At 44.3% G+C, this 19,097-nt stretch carries 17 protein-coding genes; 12 read left to right on the top strand and 5 right to left on the bottom strand.

Going from position 1 to position 19,097, the window contains the following annotated elements:
* Window positions 1-294: 294 nt before the first annotated feature.
* The 5 genes from E7Z59_RS14045 to E7Z59_RS14065 all read left to right on the top strand — a co-directional run bounded on the left by E7Z59_RS14045 (window position 295) and on the right by E7Z59_RS14065 (window position 4,541).
* Window positions 295-1,470 (top strand): hypothetical protein, encoded by a 1,176-nt coding sequence (locus tag E7Z59_RS14045; RefSeq protein WP_136336992.1) that lies wholly within the window; start codon window positions 295-297, stop codon window positions 1,468-1,470.
* Window positions 1,471-1,665: 195 nt separating this feature from the next.
* Window positions 1,666-2,211, top strand: coding sequence for a hypothetical protein (locus E7Z59_RS14050; RefSeq protein ID WP_136336993.1), 546 nt, complete (start codon window positions 1,666-1,668; stop codon window positions 2,209-2,211).
* Window positions 2,208-3,065: an ABC transporter ATP-binding protein gene (locus E7Z59_RS14055; RefSeq protein ID WP_136336994.1), complete on the top strand. Its 858-nt coding sequence runs from the start codon at window positions 2,208-2,210 to the stop codon at window positions 3,063-3,065. Before E7Z59_RS14050 ends, E7Z59_RS14055 begins: the two co-directional genes overlap by 4 nt.
* Window positions 3,049-3,891 (top strand): ABC transporter permease, encoded by an 843-nt coding sequence (locus tag E7Z59_RS14060; RefSeq protein WP_242015597.1) that lies wholly within the window; start codon window positions 3,049-3,051, stop codon window positions 3,889-3,891. The genes E7Z59_RS14055 and E7Z59_RS14060 overlap by 17 nt, the downstream gene beginning before the upstream one ends.
* Window positions 3,888-4,541, top strand: coding sequence for a hypothetical protein (locus E7Z59_RS14065; protein ID WP_136336995.1), 654 nt, complete (start codon window positions 3,888-3,890; stop codon window positions 4,539-4,541). The genes E7Z59_RS14060 and E7Z59_RS14065 overlap by 4 nt, the downstream gene beginning before the upstream one ends.
* 51 nt (window positions 4,542-4,592) lie before the next feature.
* On the opposite strand, the gene E7Z59_RS14070 is transcribed toward E7Z59_RS14065, so the two are convergent.
* The gene (locus E7Z59_RS14070; RefSeq protein ID WP_136336996.1) at window positions 4,593-7,034 is read right to left on the bottom strand and encodes a M14 family metallopeptidase; all 2,442 of its coding nucleotides are present in this window, start codon (window positions 7,032-7,034) and stop codon (window positions 4,593-4,595) included.
* 210 nt (window positions 7,035-7,244) lie between these two features.
* Here E7Z59_RS14070 and bshC point away from each other — a divergent pair, with 210 nt between their 5' ends.
* Window positions 7,245-8,855 carry a bacillithiol biosynthesis cysteine-adding enzyme BshC gene (gene bshC / locus E7Z59_RS14075; RefSeq protein WP_136336997.1) on the top strand — a complete coding sequence of 537 codons (1,611 nt, stop codon included), beginning with the start codon at window positions 7,245-7,247 and terminating at the stop codon, window positions 8,853-8,855.
* 1 nt (window position 8,856) lies between these two features.
* Here bshC and E7Z59_RS14080 read toward each other — a convergent pair whose 3' ends face one another.
* Both E7Z59_RS14080 and E7Z59_RS14085 read right to left on the bottom strand, forming a co-directional pair.
* Window positions 8,857-9,216, bottom strand: a complete 360-nt coding sequence (locus E7Z59_RS14080) for a nuclear transport factor 2 family protein (protein WP_136336998.1) — start codon at window positions 9,214-9,216, stop codon at window positions 8,857-8,859.
* Between the two features lie 11 nt (window positions 9,217-9,227).
* Window positions 9,228-9,776: a pyridoxamine 5'-phosphate oxidase family protein gene (locus E7Z59_RS14085; protein WP_242015596.1), complete on the bottom strand. Its 549-nt coding sequence runs from the start codon at window positions 9,774-9,776 to the stop codon at window positions 9,228-9,230.
* Window positions 9,777-9,853: 77 nt separating this feature from the next.
* On the opposite strand from E7Z59_RS14085, the gene E7Z59_RS14090 reads away from it, so the two are divergent.
* Window positions 9,854-11,224, top strand: a complete 1,371-nt coding sequence (locus E7Z59_RS14090; protein WP_136336999.1) for a pyridoxal phosphate-dependent decarboxylase family protein — start codon at window positions 9,854-9,856, stop codon at window positions 11,222-11,224.
* Between the two features lie 35 nt (window positions 11,225-11,259).
* Here the strand turns inward: E7Z59_RS14090 and E7Z59_RS14095 are convergent, their stop codons facing one another.
* Both E7Z59_RS14095 and E7Z59_RS14100 read right to left on the bottom strand, forming a co-directional pair.
* Window positions 11,260-12,678, bottom strand: coding sequence for an OmpP1/FadL family transporter (locus E7Z59_RS14095; protein ID WP_136337000.1), 1,419 nt, complete (start codon window positions 12,676-12,678; stop codon window positions 11,260-11,262).
* Between the two features lie 112 nt (window positions 12,679-12,790).
* Entirely contained in the window at window positions 12,791-14,182 is a 1,392-nt protein-coding gene (locus tag E7Z59_RS14100) for a hypothetical protein (protein WP_136337001.1), read from the bottom strand.
* 150 nt (window positions 14,183-14,332) lie between these two features.
* Here E7Z59_RS14100 and guaA point away from each other — a divergent pair, with 150 nt between their 5' ends.
* Genes guaA through E7Z59_RS14125 form a run of 5 tightly spaced genes read left to right on the top strand, consistent with a single transcriptional unit; the run spans window position 14,333 to window position 18,977 of the window.
* Window positions 14,333-15,862, top strand: coding sequence for a glutamine-hydrolyzing GMP synthase (gene guaA, locus E7Z59_RS14105; protein ID WP_136337002.1), 1,530 nt, complete (start codon window positions 14,333-14,335; stop codon window positions 15,860-15,862).
* Between the two features lie 13 nt (window positions 15,863-15,875).
* Window positions 15,876-17,885, top strand: a complete 2,010-nt coding sequence (locus tag E7Z59_RS14110) for an amino acid ABC transporter substrate-binding protein (RefSeq protein WP_136337003.1) — start codon at window positions 15,876-15,878, stop codon at window positions 17,883-17,885.
* Complete coding sequence (locus E7Z59_RS14115) at window positions 17,818-18,222, top strand: OsmC family protein (RefSeq protein WP_136337004.1); 405 nt, start codon at window positions 17,818-17,820, stop codon at window positions 18,220-18,222. Before E7Z59_RS14110 ends, E7Z59_RS14115 begins: the two co-directional genes overlap by 68 nt.
* Window positions 18,223-18,232: 10 nt before the next feature.
* Entirely contained in the window at window positions 18,233-18,757 is a 525-nt protein-coding gene (locus tag E7Z59_RS14120) for a DUF922 domain-containing protein (protein ID WP_136337005.1), read from the top strand.
* Window positions 18,750-18,977: a DUF3820 family protein gene (locus E7Z59_RS14125; protein WP_136337006.1), complete on the top strand. Its 228-nt coding sequence runs from the start codon at window positions 18,750-18,752 to the stop codon at window positions 18,975-18,977. Before E7Z59_RS14120 ends, E7Z59_RS14125 begins: the two co-directional genes overlap by 8 nt.
* Window positions 18,978-19,097: the final 120 nt, after the last annotated feature.

Below are 19,097 nucleotides of genomic sequence, written 5' to 3' on the forward strand. Positions count from 1 at the left end.
CCATTCTTAACGTACTGGATGACCCCTTCTGTCAAAGCTTCCAGCTTTCCTTCCTCGCGCCGTCTGGCACCTTCGCTAAAAACAGCCACCGGCTGTTTTTTTAAACGCTCGGTCCTCGCTTAGCAGGGGAAGGAGAAAGTATTACTAAAAGGAATCATATATAAGATAAACACCCGGAATTCACAGCTCATCTTTTTTTTCGGGGTGATCATCTGATGGTTTTACACTTTCCGCAGGTTTTCAGGAATTAATAGTATCTTTAATTTATTGTAATGTAATTTCCTGTAAACCTGTATGTTAAGCAAGATTTTGTTCAGAAATTTCCTTATTGGATTTTTTCTTGTAAGCACATTTTCTTCCTGTTCCCTCATTCGAAAGATCAATGAAACCGAGCCCCTCACCAAAGGAGAGTTGAATCGCAGATTGCTGGTGCAGGAATACACCCGGCTGAGCGGATCGAAGATCGAAAAGGCAGCCGACAGTATTCTTGGTTACAGCAAAGATTCAGAAGTAAGAACGTTTGCTTATTTATGGAAGATCAAGTCTTTGCAGTCATATAACAATGCGGCCTTTCAAACCTCACCCGACCTTGCTTTAATAGATACATGGACTCTTACCAAGCAGTTTAGTGACTTTGCACGCTCTGATCGGGGTAAAACCCGTTATAAGAACTGGCAGCCACTGGTTCAGTCGGTGACCACAGGAAACCTGAGAGATTTTGAAGAGAAAGCCAGAGAGGTGCTACCCTGGGAACGCTATAGAGATTACAGCCAGTTGGTATACCGGTATGCAGAGACCCATCCTCTCACCAACCTTCGTTTTACCGATCAAACCCTGAGAAAAGAATATCTTGAATATAAGGGACTTCCTGATTCTTCGGCTATCAAAACCGTAGGAAGCCTTCCCCAGGTGGTGGCCGACTGGGCCAACCGACTGCAATTTAATTCACAAAGCTCAGTTAAAAGCCTGAAATGGAATACTGAGAAGATGATCGCTGAGCAAGGGTGGGATACCATTGATCTTGACTATCGCTTGCAGCAGGTAGATGAGCAGCTGAACAAGATGTTGGGTCGTCTAGATGACCTGCCGAACAAGCTTCAGGGGTCTATTGATACCTTAAGTACTCGGGCATCAGATATTATGAGCAGGGTGGAGAACGATCTTGATCAAACCAAGGCATTTGTTCAAGGTGAACGTATGTCTATTGACAGTATGGTGCTTCGTGAACGTTTGGCTCTTGATACCATTGTAGCCCGCGAGAGAGAAGCCGCCTTGGCCGACCTGGGCGGTATTACAGAACGAACCCTGGAACAAATAGACGGAATTCTCTGGAAGCTAATGTTGATCCTGATCCTTTTGGTGGTTATCCTGATCGTTTCCTTTTATATCATGGGATATTACATGGGGCGGTCTGGAAAGAAAAAGTTGCAGCCTCAGCAGGAGAAGCCGCCGGAAGGTCGTTCTGATTGAGTTCGCTGCAGGCAGAGTTGGTTCTGTTATGCATAAAATTATGATGACCCAAAGTTCTCAATATTTCAGGCAATAATGGGTTGTCGGCAGAACTGAAAAATGATATTGATTAGCGATTAAGACAAGTAATTAGTAAATTTATTTCAGAATTATCTATAAATTTCAACCCCCTGTAGGGTAATTCTTAAAAATATTATGACAAAAGAACAAGTGCCAAAGCAACCTCACCCCATTGTTTCCTATTTCAGGGTAGGTAGATTGTTGTATTATTCCATGTTCTTGTTCGTTCTTGAATCCTGGGTATTCTATGTGATGCTATCCAATGCCATAGAAAACAATGCCGCCTGGTGGGTGATATTTTTCTGGTTGTGGTGTTTTGGGTTTTCTTTTGTACACATTTTCCTGGTCATGGCCGATGGATGGTCAAGGTATCAGAATTACAAACGGGCAAAGGATCTTTTTTACGCTCACGGCTATAAAGACCGTATTGCACGTTTATACATAGCTTCAAAATGCCAGCGCAATGCGGCTTTGGAAGCAGCCAAAGAATTGGGTCTCGAAGCTGAAGTTCAGGCATATTACAGAAAAGTGGGGGTTAAATGGTGGCATTATATTCCTTATTTCATGATACAGGATCCGCTGTTCTTTATTAGAAAACATTTCTGGAACCGAACCTTCTTAGAGAAAAATTACGTCCCCAAATACAATTATCGTAAACTTTATCTGCAAGCCCTTGCATGAGTCTAGCCGCCATTCAAATTCAAAAATCATTCAATAATACTCAGGTTCTCAAACAGGTTAGCCTGCATTGTGAGCAGGGAGAGATCGTTGGTTTATTGGGCGTTAACGGCGCCGGAAAATCCACTTTGTTCAAGATCATAATGGGGCTTGTCAGTGCCGATGCCGGAGAGGTGAGCATAACGACCAACAAAGGCAAGATGCTTGGGGGTATTATTGAAAAACCGGCACTTTACGAATATCTGAATGCCGCAGAGAACCTTCGGGCCTTCGGTAAAATTCAAGGTGCACCGGTAAGCGATGCTGCTACTACTTCTTATTTAGAGCGGGTCGGTCTGGATACCAAAAGATCAGACCGTGTAAAGAATTATTCCATGGGAATGCGACAGCGTCTGGCTATCGCCATTGCCCTGCTCAATGATCCACCCTTTCTGGTTCTTGATGAACCCTTTTCAGGATTGGACCCTATGGGGGTGACCCGTTTAAGAACGCTTATCATGGAATTGGCCCGGGAGCGGGGTATTGGTATTTTGGTGTCTTCTCACCTGGTCGATGAAATGATACGTACCTGCGACCGTATTTATGTTATTAATAACGGGAAGATCATTCGCGAGGATACACCCCGTGCCCTGGTAGAAAAATCTACAAGTTACTACCTGATCTCAGGGGAACACCTGGAAAGATCAAAAGTTTTGAGAGATAATGGGGCACTTATCCAGGGGCATACGGCCAGGGTAAAAGAGCCGCCAAAGGGTATTGAGAATATTATAAAGGACCTCGCCGAAGAAGGCACCAAGGTGTTTTCCTGTGTTCCTGAAACAGATATAAAAAAGTTATTGGATGTCGTTGATGAATAACGCTGTGATCCGGGTAGAATGGTATAAACTGTTTCGGCAGAGTCGTACCTGGTATGCTCTTGGCGCCCTGTTATTGCTGCAGGTGGTACTCCTGCTGAATGCCTGGTACCAGGGGGCATCTCTTCTTGATATATTTCTGGAAAACCTCAAGCAGAGTTTTCATTTTCAGGGCGAGTTGCTCAACGGACATTTGCTGGTGTATATTGTGTTGAACACCATGTGGTTTCATCTCCCGCTTATCCTGATGATCGTGGTGTCGGGAATGCTTACTTCTGAGATGGAAGCAGGTACCTTGCGCACGGTTATGATGACAGGAATATCCAAAGGGAGGTATATACGCAGTAAATTTACCGTTGCCATACTCTTTACTGTTCTTGTGGTTATACTGGTAGCCCTGACCTCCGGTATTTTATCCTATTTGATCTTTGGGGTTGGCGACCTTTTTGTATTTCACGGTGCCCTGAATTTCTTTGAGTCAAATGATGCCTTTTTGAGGCTGTTCCTGGCTTTTGCAGCGGGAAGCTTTTCCATGGTATTCTTTTCAGTAGTGAGTATGTTATTGGCGGTTATCTTTCGGGAAACGGTAAAAACCTGGATCGTAGCTGCTTTTTTTCTGATCGTTTGTAATCTTTTGCTTCAAATGCAATTAGGTGAGGGATGGTTCAGGAGGTTGTTCTTTGTAAACCTGAATGATACCTGGCAAATGTTCTTTGAGTATACGATCAATTGGAGCGCCATCCTGTGGAATTTGATATTTCTTGCAGGATATATCCTGATCATTACGGCCGTCGGTATATGGTGGTTTAAAAAAACAGATATAGAATGAAAGTAGGAATCAGTGTCATTTTTTTGTTCCTCACTGCCTCTTCCTGGTCACAGACCAATGAGGCATTGGAAGTGCTTAGAGCTCGTATGGAGTCTATAAATGCATTTACAGTAAACGTAGAATTAGAAACAGCTATTGATTTTATACAGATGCCTGTTAAGAGGGCAAGTATGAGTTATGATAGAGATCAGGGGGTGCAGGTAACTTCTGACGACTTTGTGCTCATCCCCAAAAAGGGGCTTGACCTGGTGATGTCAGAGTTGTTCAGGTATGATTATATTACTGTTCCCCGGGGAGAAGAGCAGGTACAGGGACTTGAAAGTATGGTGATGAATGTTATTCCCGAAGATAAGCGGGCTGATTATGCGATTGCAACCTTATACCTTTCAAAACAGAAAAACAGGTTGCTGCAGGCAGACATACAGACCAGAAAGGAGGGAGCCTACACCGTAAATATGTTTTACCGGAAAGATGAAGACATCCTGCCTTCACGGGTTGAAGTTTCTTTTGAAGTGGAGAAAGTAAAGATTCCTATCCGTTATTTGGCAAGAGAAGGAGAGGTTGATAAAGAAGCGTTGAAGAGTGAAGGAGCCAAAAAAGGGAAGGTCATACTCTATCTGAGTGACTATGATATAGAATTGATCAAATAAAAAAAGATCCCGATATCATCGGGATCTTTTTTGTTGTATTCTTTTTTATTTCTAATTGTTCACCATGAACAGCGCATTTGTAAAGAACAGTTTTCCATTCTCCCAGAATCCTCTGAATAATGGGTTGTCGGCCATATAGATGACTACTCCGCTACCCATATTTTCGGTAGCAAAAATAAAACTTTTTCCTTGCTTCTTCACGGCTTCACTACCTGCAAAACCGGCTATGGGCTGAGCGTTATCTGATAGATATACCGCGTTGCCGTCTGACAGCCATTCGTAGGCTTCGGCACGCAGCTTTAAGGTATGGTAGGTATCGCTATACCCATAGCTTAAAGGATGGGTAGTATCAACATTCGCCTTGAAAACGGCACCTGTGATCAGCTCTTTAATGCCTTCGCGGTCACTGCTGTTAAAAGGTGTTGGAATTACTTCTTTTTCTCCTTCTTCCTTGTCTTCAACAGCAATGGCTTTCAAGGCAAAATCATCGACTTTGTCAAGCACCCTCAGGGCATCTCCGATGGCGATCAGTTTTCCACCATCCTTCACCCATGACTTGATCTTGTTGAGATGACTATCCTCGAGCCCCCACATATTAGGAAGTACAAGTATGTTGTATTTGGCCAGATCGATACGGTTGAAATAGTCAGCATCCAATACTGATACGGGATATTGGAGCTGTTGTTCAAAGAAATGCCATACTTCGCCGAACCCAAGAGTAGAAGTGCTGCCTCCTGAGTAAACTGCGATCGAAGGCTTTTCGATCATACGAACACTGGGTGATCCGAAATCAAATCCGCGGTCTACAAATCCGGTAGAAGCTGAATGCATGTCTTTAGAGAACGTATTGGCAGCTTCTTCCAGCAGAGATGCTACCGGGATGTCTTTGTTATCGCCCTTGGTGATCAGCAGGCTGCCGCGTTCAAAGGATTGCTGTCCGAAACTAAAGGGTTCCTGGTTAAATCGAACTCTTACATTGTTCTTAAGAAGGTGGGCCAGGAATTCAGCATCGTTCATACTGTTCCAGTCGGTTATCCAGGCATAGGCATCTGCATCGATATTAATTTGAGGTGCCCGGTTGGTCTTTTCAGCATTAACCGATACGATCTTTTTTGAAGCAATGGCGTCTAAACCATAGGCATACGGAAGTGACCAGGCGGTAATATCATAAGTAAGTGAGTCATTCAGTTTGGTTTGAGGTTCAAAAAGAACAGTAACCAGGGTCCCTTTCAATTGATCTGTACTTACTACAAGCTTTTGTTCTTGATTATTCATGGTCTTTCCGGGCTCATAACTTACTCCTTTTACGGGCTTGTCAGTGAATCCGTATTCGATCTCATGAGCATCAAGAAGTCGGGTAAGGGCCTCCATTTTATCGTGTTCTCCCTGTAGCACGTAGCTCTTATAGGTAAACTCCTTACCCTTATAGAAGTCCCTGAACTCGCGATTGAGCTGTTCTGTGTTCTGAGATGAGATCTCAACCGTAGAAAGTCCTGTGGTGTGGTGATGAGCAATTCGGTCCTTGAGAGTAAGGGTGTCTCCAATAGCAGTCAGTATACCCAGGCCGGCCCTTCCGCTTCCACCCTGCTCATAGGTCATGCCTATGGCACCGTTGTAAGTGGGGTAGGTATCTCCATAACTGGGGTATAACAGGTCAAATCTTTCTTTGGTAAAATAGAACCACCCTTCCCGGTCAAAATATTTAGCATGATTTTTTCCGATCTCTTTTTGGAAATCCTTCTGCCATTGGGTAATAACCTCGTGTAATGGTTCTGCTGCCGGAGCAAAATAGTAGGGGTTGTTTACACCTTGCTCATGAAAGTCAACATGAATGTGCGGGAGCCATTTGGTAAACAGTTTGATACGTTGCTGACTTTCTTTTTGGGTAAGCCAGGCCCAATCCCGGTTAAGGTCGAACATATAGTGGTTAGGGCGTCCGGATAACCAGGGTTCGTGGTGTTCCTTTGAATTGGGGTCAACCTGAAACGGGGTGTTTCTGTATTGGTTGTACCAGTTAACATAACGATCGCGCCCATCAGGGTTGATACAGGGGTCGATGATAACCACGGTGTTTTCAAGAAACTCCTTTTTAGAGGTTAAAAGTTCATACGTGGTAAGCATCGAGGCTTCGGTACTAACACTTTCATTACCGTGCACATTGTAGCTCATCCAGACGATGGCTTTGTCCGGGGTACCTTCACCTTTCGCATTTGATAAATGTGCTTCCCGGATGGCTTCCAGGTTTTGTAGGTTTTCTGCAGTAGAAACATATGCCACCATCAACGGTCTTCCTTCGTAGGTGGTACCGTATTGTTCAAGCCTTACCCTGTCCGGAGCCTGAGCCTCAAGGTGTTCAAAGTAGGAAATAACCTGGTGGTGCCTCGAAAACCTGGAGCCCAGTTCATAGCCCAGAAAGGTAGAGGGAGATTGTAATTCCTGGGCCGGTAAGAATTGAACCAGCAGGAATAATAATGCCATGTATTTGATCTTCATTGTATAATTTGGTTTTGGCTCAAAACTACAATTTTATCAAGGTTTTTATTAACTCTTTTTTAGTAACTGATAGGTTAAAGAGTATTATTTTTACATCTCATTAGGTTTTTCAATGTTCAGAATACCCGGAAAACGTTGAAAGAAGGTGTCGCAGGATAGAAATGTTCCGGTCTGTTGAAAGCTTTTCTGATATAAAACTACTATTCATTTATGACCCTGGAAACGATCAATTTTGAGGATACCGGTTTTTTTACAGACCTGATCTGTGACTACCTGGCAGAACACCCAACCATAAATGCCTTTTATAACCGTTACCCTTCCCTGGAGTCTTTTGAAGGTCAAATTCAGGAGAAAGCTGATTTTGATATGGAGAGGCGCCGTAGACTGGTCGCTGCTCTGGAAACGCAATACGCAGAAACAGATGCTTCAGAATTGACAAGGGATCATATAGCTTTGCTGGCAAATGCAAAGACCTTTACCATAACCACAGGGCATCAATTAAATCTTTTTACAGGGCCGCTGTATTTTCTTTATAAGATCATTTCGGTGGTCAAGCTTACCGAAACCCTTAAAGAAAGACACCCTGATTACCATTTTGTGCCTGTGTACTGGATGGCTACAGAGGATCATGATTTTGATGAAATAAATTTTTTCAATTTTAACGGCAAGAAGTTTCAATGGCAGGGTCCTAAAAATGAAGATGAGGGAGGAGCTGTAGGCAGGATGCCTACCCTGCATTTGGAAGAATTGGAAGCCCTTTTCAGAGCCGAGCTCGGGCCAGGAAAAAATGCTCTCTACCTGGCAGAACTTTTCAAAAAGGCGTATTTGAATCATGAAGATCTTACTTCGGCAACGCGGTTCCTCGCTAATCAGCTTTTTGCAGAAAAGGGATTAGTCATTATTGATGGGGATGATGCCGGATTGAAGCGGGAATTTCTTCCTCATATGAAAGCAGACCTGTTGGAGAACAGGGCATATCATGAGGTAACTAAGACTATAGAAAAACTGGAAGGCCTGTCTAATAATTATAAAGTACAGGTAAATCCAAGAGAGATCAATCTCTTCTATCTTGATAAAGGCGTGAGAGATCGGGTGATCTTTGACGGTACTGCCTTTGGTCTTGCTGACGGTACCCGTAAATGGTCTCGTTCGGAACTGATTTCAACACTTGAAGAACATCCCGAACGTTTCTCTCCCAATGTGATGCTAAGGCCTTTGTATCAGGAGGTGATATTACCCAACCTCTGCTATATTGGAGGGGGAGGAGAACTGGCTTACTGGCTTGAACTGAAATCTTTTTTTAAAGCTTCTGAAGTGGCTTTTCCTATGTTGTTGCTGAGAGATTCAGTACTTCTAATGACCGGGAAACAAAGAAAAAAACTGGAAAAACTTCATATCTCTCTGGCTCAGTTGTTTTTGGATGAGCATTCCTTTATAAACCGCAAGGTGCGAGAGATAAGTGATATTGAGATCGATCTTAGTGAGCAGCGTGCGCATTTGGTGGCGCAGTTTAGCCACATGTACGAGATCGCAGAAAAAACGGATAAGTCTTTTCTTGGGGCGGTGAAAGCCCAGGAGGTGAAACAGCTTAAAGGTCTTGATCACCTGGAAAAACGATTGCTTAAGGCGCAGAAAAGGAAGCTGTCTGATCAGGTAGCAAGAATGATGGCAATACGTAATGAATTATTCCCTAACGAAAGTCTTCAGGAACGCACCATTAATTTTGCCCAGTTTTATAAAGACTATGGAAGCGATCTTATAGATATTCTGTTTGAAAACCTTGATCCTTTAGACCAGCGCTTTAAGGTGATTACCCTTTGATCTAATGAATAGAGGAAGGCAGATTGTATTTCTGCTGATAGGAAAGGGAGTCCCAGTAACTTTTTTGATGAATGATCTTATCATTCTCGATATGAAAAAAGATACATCCCCTGAAGCCCAGTTGATCTTCCCATTCTGTAATGACCCATGGTTCGGCTTCGTGTAAATTACATATTTTCACTTGCATTCGTATAGATGCGAATTCCTGTTTATAGCGTTCGGTGATCTTCTTCCTGCCCTCCAGAGCTGCGTCTGCTACTCTGTCGTTCACCGCATTTTCATGATAGAATGCAGCCAAAGCATCGGCATCTCCTTCATTGTAGCAGTTAATCCATTTATTTACAATCTCTTGTGGCTTCATAGCAAATGATTTTAGGGTACCAGGAAACTGCTGTCCCAACCGCCTCTTTCATTCAGGGCATATTGAACCCTGATATGATTGGGACGTTTAAGTTTAAGGTATTCAATTTTATAAGGATCAATTCTCATGACGCTGAAATGCTGGGATGTATCCAGGTATTCTATATGTTCAAGATGCTCGATCTTTGTGCCCGGACCTTTGACGGTGATATAATCTTTTCTGGCAGGCTTATCGATCTTACTCCAGATCTTATCCAGTTTTTTCTGATTAGTTTCCAGATAGGCAACGCCGTCGATTTTTAATTGCAAGAGTTTATCAGGATGATAAAAAAGCAGGCATACCTTATTGTGTTCTTTAATGTGGGTGACCTTTCTTGAGCGCTTGTCGGTATAGAGGGTAAGGGTCATGTCTTTATCAAAATCACGCAGTACCACGGTGCGTAATCGCGGTACTTCATTAATTCCTGTGGTAGCCAGGGTGAAATAATGAAAGGGATGTGAAGCGCTTTTTACACCGGCTTTCAATTCGTCTCTGGCCATCTCCAAATATTGTTCATTCACGGTGCCTAGGTTTTTTATAAAGTTACAAATCCCTCTTAACTTTAACAAAGTTATACCTTTGCCAAAAAAGAAGTTTTATGCATAATATCGATATAGATCTGGTGGAGATGACCCTTGATGTCATGAAGTATGCCATCAATCGGATCACCCATACCGATCCGGAACTGGGAGTGCCTAAAAAGGCCGAAGAGTTAAAGGCTCAAGTGGGAGAGACCATTACTCAGAAAGGTATCGGAGGTGAGAAAGCCTTCGAACTTTTTAAAGATGTCTTTATTAAAGCTACGGTTCCTATCGATCACCCCAGGCACCTGGCTTTTGTACCTGCGGCACCCACAAGGGCAGCAATTATGTTTGACTTGGTTACCTCAGCGTCCAGTATTCACGGAGCTTACTGGATGGAAGGGGCCGGGGGGATCTTTTGTGAGAATGAGGCCATGCGCTGGTTGGTTTCCCTCACCGGTCTGCCCGAGGGCGCCTTTGGGGTTTTTACAAGCGGGGGTACCGCAGCCAACCTCTCTGCCATCGTAACAGCAAGGGAAACCTGGAGAACCAAGGAGGAGAATAGGGGTAAAAAGGGAATGGTACTGACCTCAGTAGGAGCTCACTCTTCGATCAAGGCCATGGCCAAGGTGGCCGATGTTGATGTTTTTCTGGTGGATACCGAAGACCGTCTCAGCGGTAGTCAATTGGCAGATACCATTAATAATCTGGAAGCCAAAGACAGGGAGCGGCTCTTTGCCGTGGTAGGAACCGGGGGGACCACCAATGCAGGCATCATTGATGACCTGGAAGGTATAGCAGAGGTGTGTCAGCAGGAATCACTTTGGTTTCATATTGATGCGGCCTACGGCGGTGGGGCCCTGTTGGCAGATTCTGTGAGACATTTGTTCAAGGGCATTGAACATGCCGACAGTATAACGATTGACCCTCACAAATGGCTTTTCTCTCCCTACGACTGTGGGGCGGTGATCTACAGAGACCCGGAACTTGCTAAAAAGGCGCATAGCCAGGAAGGTTCGTATCTTGATATTTTTAAGGATGAAGGGGCGCACGGTTTTAATCCGGCCGATTACCAGATCCAGTTAACCAGGCGGGTGAGAGGGTTGCCGTTATGGTTCTCTCTGGCCATGCACGGTACTGATAAATATAAATGGGCGGTTGAAGAAGGGATTACCCTGGCTAATAAGGCAGGAGAAATGATTACCAGGGAAGATCATGTGGAATTGGTAAGAGATCCGAGTCTTTCCTGTGTGCTGTTTAGAAGAAAGGGATGGACGCCTGAGGATTACCGCGATTGGACCTATAAGAATCACAGGGACGGTATAGCCCTGGTAACCCCGACCAAATGGAAAGTCGGAGATACGTATGAGACGGTGGCGAGGTTTTGTTTTATCAATCCTCATACCACCAAAAATGATATTCAGATCGTTTTGGACACCATGAAATAAAAGGAGTAAAGCGGTAAGGGGTTCTTTGAATTACCTTACTGCTGCTCATTTAACTTTTCTCCGAAAAGGTCTCTGAGACTCAGGTTGAGCCCTACCAGAAAACGCCAGCGATTGATCCCGATCTTAAAAGTTTCTTCGGTGGGCAGCAGTGCATCTATCGGGCGGTCGCGAACCGAATTGAATTCCTGAACTCCTGTCGTGAATATGGCACCAAAAACCACATCAGCCCGATTGAATTTCCAGTTAAATCCGCCTCCAAAATGATAGTTGTCAAAGGCAAGGAGGTTAGATACCCCAATGCCATCTGCAGAGCCGAGAACTTCATCAGCTTCCTTAAGAGGAGAAAAATCAGTGCTGAAACTGAGATAAGTGTCCAGTTTTGGAGTGAGTTCTATCTCGCCTCCGGCTCCGAAATTAATGATAGATCGTCTTTTTTCCTGGAAGGCCAGGGAAGCTTCTTCACCGGTAGATCCTCCCAGAGAGGGAATTTCAATTCGGTCATAGGTGCCGGTAGGCGCATACCAGCTCAGGTTGAGGTGTATCCTATGGTTCTTGATCGGAATTCCGGCCCCGACATTAATGCTTAGAGGTGTTTTCTGGGTGCTTTCCAGGTCATTGAGGTCTTCATAGATGAAGAGATCGTCCAGGGTGGTGTTAGTGGCCAGGATCTCATCAAAATTAAATTTGCCCTGCCCGAAAATTTCCAGGTAAGGCAGGTCAATATTTACACCCAGTTCCCATTTTTCGAAGATCCAGGCTGCAGCGATCTTAAAGTACAGGCCATAAGATGATTGAGAGAACCGCAGGTTAGATTCGTATATATTCACTTCATCCTGGTTCACGTCCTGTATAAGCCTGGTGCCATCGCCTCCGCTATAGGTGTAATAAGATGCGAAAAGGGAGGCTCCAAGGGCAAAGCCATCGTGTACCTTATAGGCCCAGGTGAGGCCGAACCAGTCTTCCCGTAACCTGTTGTTAATGTCTACCTTGAGGTTGAGTTGATTACCCGGGGTGATTTGCGGGTCGTCTTCATTGGAGACGACTCCGGAGTTAAAGCCTAATGATAAATTCAGGCGGTTTCTTGAAATAGAGGAATAGTAAAACCGGGTATTGAACATATCAAAACTACCTGCTATCATACCGGGAATGCCTGTAAAATTGGAAGTCTGAAAGCGTTCATCAGGAACCAGTTCGTCTATGGTGATCCGGTTCCATTCATAGAACTTACCCTGAACAAGAAACCCGGGGTTTTTGATCAGTGCCAGTCGTGCCGGGTTGTAGTATACGGCCCCCAGATCATTTACACTTCCTGTTACATTTCCGTTTAAAAGCACTGAACGGTTTCCGAAGTTTTCATACTCATAACCCCGTTGTGCTAAACACGAAACAGATGCGATCAAAAAAAACAAGGCAGCGGTGATTAGGGGAGGTGAAAGGTTGTTGTTTGTTTTCATGAGTCAATTGGATTGCTCATGGTTAATCCCGGTAAGATCATTAACGGTCAGGTGCCTTATAAAGATACAACCTTTTGCGATAAATACGGCAGTATCCGATGTTCCTGCGTAACTAGAGTCCGAATCCGGAGAAATTAAATCCTACCAGGAATCTCCAGCGATCTACCTTTATATTTAGGTCGGTATCGTCAAAATTGTCAACACCCACCGGCAGGGTGATCGATCTTTCAAAATCTCCCGATCCAGAGGTGTTTACCGCACCAAGGGTGATGGCAAACGACTTGAACGTTAGGCCTACCCCGCCGCCGAGATGGAGGTAGTCAAGGGTCAGGATGTTTGATTCGCCAAAATTGTTACCTCCGTTTAAAAAAGTGTCTTCGGGATTGAGGGGAGAATGGTCTGTGGTAAAACTCAAATAAGTGTTGATCTTTTCACTAATAAATATTTCTGCTCCTGCTCCAATATTCCAGACGGGGTTAAGCTTTTCCTTCGCTTCGATCAGGGTGGTGGGTTCTGTAGTGCTTTCTAAAGGAGGTATTTCAATACGGTCGTAACTGCCTACCCCTGCATGCCAGTCGGTATTCAGATGAAGGGTGCTTTTTCCGATAGGAATTCCAGCTCCGAAATTGATGCCGAGAGGAACCTTGCGTCTTGCCACCAATCCTGAGAATTGATTGATGGTAAAAATGTCTTCATTGGTAACCCGATCGGTAAAGAAATCTTTAGAATTGAAACTGCTGTCATCACGAAGTTCAATATAAGGAAGATCGATGGTGAGGCCCATCGAAAGGTGTTTTTGCTGCCATGCAGCAGATACTTTTCCAAAAAGTCCGGTCGATGCCTGGGTGTATTTCAGGTCTCCGTTGAATTGCAGCAGATTTTGATCGTTTTCAGAGATGATAAAATCAAAGGAGTCACCTCCCGAATAGTTGTAAAATGACAAAAAGGTGGAGATACCTACCGAGAAGTTATCAGAGATCTTTTTAGCCCAGCTCAATCCAAACCATTCTTCCCTCAGGTTGATGTCGATGGCTGCATCGGCATTGAAGAGGATGCCCGGGGCAATATTGTCGGTGTTGTTCTCATCTAATATTCCGGAGTCAAAACTGGAGCTAATGTTAATTCGATTTCGCAGCATAAAGGAGAAGTAGATTTTCTCACTACCTATGCTCGTGGCGGCTGCCATTAAGCCCGGAAGTGCGTTAAATTGCTTGTTCTCAATGTTGATGCCCGCGCCCAGAAAATCGTTAACATTCACTTCCGTTCTTTCATAGAACCTTCCCTCAACCGAGAATTTCGGGTTCTCTATTATGGCGAGTCTTGCAGGATTATAAAATACCCCACCAAGGTCATTTACACTGCCGGTTACATTGCCGTTCAAAAGCACGGAACGGTTTCCGAAGTTTTCATACCGATAACTTCTTTGAGCCTGCATGGAAAGAATGGTAAGTTGAAATAAAATAAGCAGGAGGAGTCTTCTTAGCGAGGGTATTTCTGTGATCATTACCTGTATTTCTGGTTTAAGGAATTACCTTTTGGTAGACTAACCATTGGGTAAAGCAGATCAATGTGGAGGTAGTGGGGGTGAGACTATTTTTTATAAATATACTCCAAAAGAACCTTTTGGAAACAACGCAATTTGTTATTTTTGCGCATGCAAAACAACGTACTCATTTTAGATTTCGGGTCGCAGTATACCCAGCTCATTGCAAGAAGGGTAAGAGAATTAAATATTTACTGCGAGATTCATCCATTTAACAATCCTCCTCAAGATGTTTCAGGATTTAAGGCAGTGATCCTTTCGGGAAGTCCTTTCTCTGTTCGTTCAGAAGATGCTCCCCATCCTGATCTTTCCGCCATCAAAGGTAAGTTGCCTTTATTGGCTGTTTGTTATGGTGCCCAATATTTGGCGCATTTTAACGGAGGAAGCGTAGAACCTTCTGATATCAGGGAGTATGGTAGAGCCAACCTTTCCTATATCAACAGCTCAGAGCCTTTCTTTGAAGGTATAGAGGAAGGAAGCCAGGTTTGGATGAGTCACAGTGATACGATCAAAAAACTTCCTGAGGGAGGTGTAAGGGTTGCCAGTACTGCCGATGTTGAAAATGCAGCTTACCGAATAGAAGGTGAGGAAACTTATGCGATTCAATTCCACCCTGAGGTATATCACACTACCGACGGGCGTCAGTTACTGGAGAACTTCCTGGTAAAGATCGCCGGGGTAGCACAAACCTGGACACCCGATAATTTTGTTGATATGACCGTGGCTGACCTTAAAAAGAAGGTGGGTGACGGAAAAGTGGTTCTGGGACTTTCAGGAGGTGTCGATTCTACCGTTGCTGCGGTTTTACTCAATAAAGCCATAGGGAAGAACCTGTACTGTATTTTTGTGAACAATGGCTTGTTGCGTAAGAACGAGTTTGAAAATGTGCTCAAACAATACGAAGGTATGGGGTTGAATGTTAAAGGTGTGGATGCTTCGGCACGTTTTTTGGAAGCTTTAAAGGGTGTTGAAGATCCTGAGCTGAAACGAAAGGCTATCGGACGCGTTTTCATTGAAGTTTTTGATGATGAAGCCCATGAGCTGAAGGATGTTGAATGGCTTGGACAAGGTACGATCTACCCTGATGTGATCGAATCGATCTCAGTAAAAGGGCCTTCGGCAACCATTAAAAGCCACCATAATGTGGGCGGCTTGCCTGATTTTATGAAGTTAAAGGTGGTGGAGCCTCTGAATATGTTGTTTAAAGATGAGGTGCGTCGTGTGGGTGCCAGTATGGGAATCGATGCAGAACTCCTTGGAAGACACCCATTTCCGGGGCCCGGTCTAGGAATCAGGATCCTGGGTGATATTACTGCCGAAAAAGTTCGTATGTTGCAGGAAGTAGACCATATCTTTATTGAGGGTCTAAAAAGCTGGGGACTTTACGACAAAGTTTGGCAGGCAGGTGCTATGTTGCTGCCGGTAAACTCAGTTGGAGTTATGGGCGATGAGCGTACTTATGAGAAATGTGTGGCGTTGAGAGCCGTTGAAAGTACCGATGGAATGACGGCAGACTGGGTGCATTTGCCCTACGACTTTTTACAAAAAGTATCGAACGATATAATAAATAAGGTCAAAGGCGTTAATAGAGTAGTATATGACATTAGCTCGAAACCCCCGGCGACCATAGAATGGGAATAACCTAAATTTATCCATGAAGAACAACATACTTGTATTACTGGCCCTGGTATCATTTTCAATCGCTTTTGCACAGCAGCAGTTTAAAACGCATGCTGTAAAAGAAGGGGAAACCCTGGAACAAATCGCGAGAAAATACCGGGTAACCCCGTTTAATCTCCTAAAATACAATCCCGAAGCTAAGAATGGTGTTGAGCCTAATACCATACTGGTCATTCCTGTGGCTGCAGGTGAGCGCTCAGATCTGACCCTTCCGCAAGGAACCGTTTCTGCTGAAGGAAAGGAAAGAACCCCGGAGCGTTTTATAAAGCACAGGGTAAAACGTAAGGAAACCCTTTTCAGTCTTGCCCGTAAATACAATGTTACCGAATCAGACATCAAACGTTACAATTCTGAACTCTACAGTCGTATGCCCAGAAAGGGAGAGCGTTTGGAGATCCCTGTATTTAAGACTGTTCAAACCCAGACCGGCTGGAGGGTTCCTGAAGACGGACTCGTTCCGTATATCGTAAAACCTTCAGAAGGAAAGTGGCGCATTGCCTATGAGCATGGTATTACCGAGGATAGACTTCAGGAGTTGAATCCTGAAATGAAAGATGTTCTGCAGGAAGGCGATACGTTAATGGTACCTTTTGTGCCCGGAAATGAGAAGTCGGTCGTTGTAGACAGTCTTTATAATTATTATGTGGTTAAGCCTGCAGAAGGTTTTTACAGGTTAAAGATCAAGCTCGGATTAGGACAGGCAGAGTTGGAAGCCTTGAACCCTATTTTAAAAGATTCAGGACTTCAGAGAGGAATGGTGCTGAAGCTTCCGAAATCGGCGGGACAGGATCTGGTGATCAACAATGGGGTGCTTCTGGAAAAATTTTCACTGGCCGACAGTATTGATACCCCTGCCCGGGCAAAGGTAGGATTGGTGCTCCCGTTTGACCTGAGATCGGTAAATTTTGATTCCCTTTCGGGTACCAAGAACGATATTAAAAGATCTCCTCTGCTGGGTATATCACTCGATTTTTATACAGGGGTGCTCGTGGCGCTGGATTCAGCAAGAAATATGGGGATCTCAGTTGATATGAAGGTCTACGACAGTGGACAAAAAGATCAGTTTGTGCAGCAATTGGTCAATCAACGCGATCTTCGGGAAATGGATGCTATCGTGGGACCTGTTCGGCCATCGGTTATCAATAGCCTGAGTCGCTATGTTGAGCGGGATTCCGTGCCTGTCTTTGCGCCTTTTGCCAATAAAGGCCTGGATATGAGATCCAACGTTTTTCAAACCCTTCCGCCTGATTACCTGATGCGGTCAGAAATGTTGAGGTATCTGGAGAATTATGGGGCAGATAAGAATGTGATCATTATAACCGACCGGGAGAATGCAGAAGTAAAATCAAGATTAACTTCTATTTTTCCAATGGCCAAGGTGATCGATACCCTGGAAGGGAAGTTTTTGCGAATTGAAGACCTTGATTCATTGCTATTGTCGTCAGAGAAGGAGAATTGGGTTATTCTTGAGACCGATTCCTTTAACCTGATCGGGAATGTGACCGCTGTGGTTAATTCAGCTCAAACAAAAGATTTTCGTATCAGGCTGCTGACCACCCTGAGAGGGAATGTGTATGACAATAAGAATATTTCCAATCTTCACCTTTCAAACCTTAACTTCCAATACCCGACTTTTTACAAGCCGGTTGATGAATCCTCAGTGTTTCACCAGATGTATGAGAAGCGTTTTGGAGGCTTGCCGAACCGTTATGCCACTCGCGGATTTGATCTCATGTTCGATGTTCTGCTGCGGTTGGCTTACGACAAAGACCTGAGTTACGTTGCAGGAAAGGTGGGTGAAACGGAATACATTGAGAATAAATTTAACTACCAGCGCGGACTGCAGGGAGGTTACGTGAACAGAGCTCTGTATATTGTCCGTTATGAAGATCTAACCATTAAAGAAGTAAACCCAAATGCCGACCTCTACAGTAAAGTACCTCGGAGCGCTTCGAACGGAGTGCCTTCATCAAAAAAGCGGTAATACTTTTATTACTGATGCCCCCGTTGACAACAACGGAAAAGGAGAGGCCTTTTCTCCAACAGATACGGTAGCAACTGCCCTTGGCAGCTGTATGCTGACCGTAATGGGTATCAAAGCACGCGATATGGCTGTTGACCTTACAGGGGCCATAGCCAGTATCGAGAAGGTCATGGCTTCAGCTCCCAGGAGAATCTCCGAGATCAAGGTAGTAGTTGATATTCCGGTAAAACCTTCAGACAAGGATCAAAAGATCCTGGAACACACCGCAAGAACCTGTCCGGTGTTGATGAGCATTCATCCGGAGATCAAAAAGGATATTACCTTTCATTGGGGGTGAGGCGTTGTAGATGAGGTTGTTGGTTCTTTTAGGATTTCTTGTTTTTTTTTCGCCGCCGCCGCAGGAGACTGTCGTGGAATGGTCGCCTCAAAGCAGGCTTACCTGGGAAGACTTCAAGGGAGATCCTGAAACTCAAACCGATGCCGCTGCTACCACAGTTTCAGCACTTTCTTACCGATTCCAGGGGTATATGCAAGGACCTGAGCTCATCTACGAATACCATGTTAAGGCTTTGTTCTTCCCTGAAAAAAGTTGGGTGCGTCCGGAGTTAAAGGATGAAGAGCTTCTGCTTCATGAACAGCTGCACTTTGATATTACGGCCTGGTATGCCATAAAACTCAAGCAAGCCTTTGATACCATTAGACCTGTGAAAGATCCAAAAGAAAAGATCGCAGCCGTTTACAATACCATAAGAAAAGAGCTCGACTCTGTGCAGGATCGTTATGACCGGGAAACCGATTTTTCCCGAAATACCCAGGAACAGTTGTTGTGGCAGTCAAGGGTGAGAACTTATCTGAAGAATGCCTATGACTGACCAACGGGAGTTTTTGAAGAAGCTGGCCTTTATGAAAATGCCCTATGGAAAGTACAAGGGCAGGTACCTGGTAGATATCCCGGAGGCCTATTATACCTGGTTTCATCAAAAGGGATTTCCGGAAGGTAAGTTGGGGTTGTACTTGCAATCCATGTACGAGATCAAGATGAATGGTTTGGAGTATTTGATCAGAAAGATCATCAGGGAATATCAAAAGTAGGCCCGGGATTGCGAATCTCACAGCTTAAAGGCTGAAACCTTGAGAATTTGAAGCCTTGATTAAAAGCTCTTTAAATTAATCTTATCTCTGTTTTAAAATCTTAAAATTAGCCGCCAGCCT

The organism is Robertkochia marina (assembly GCF_004799345.1).
Classification (GTDB): domain Bacteria; phylum Bacteroidota; class Bacteroidia; order Flavobacteriales; family Flavobacteriaceae; genus Robertkochia; species Robertkochia marina.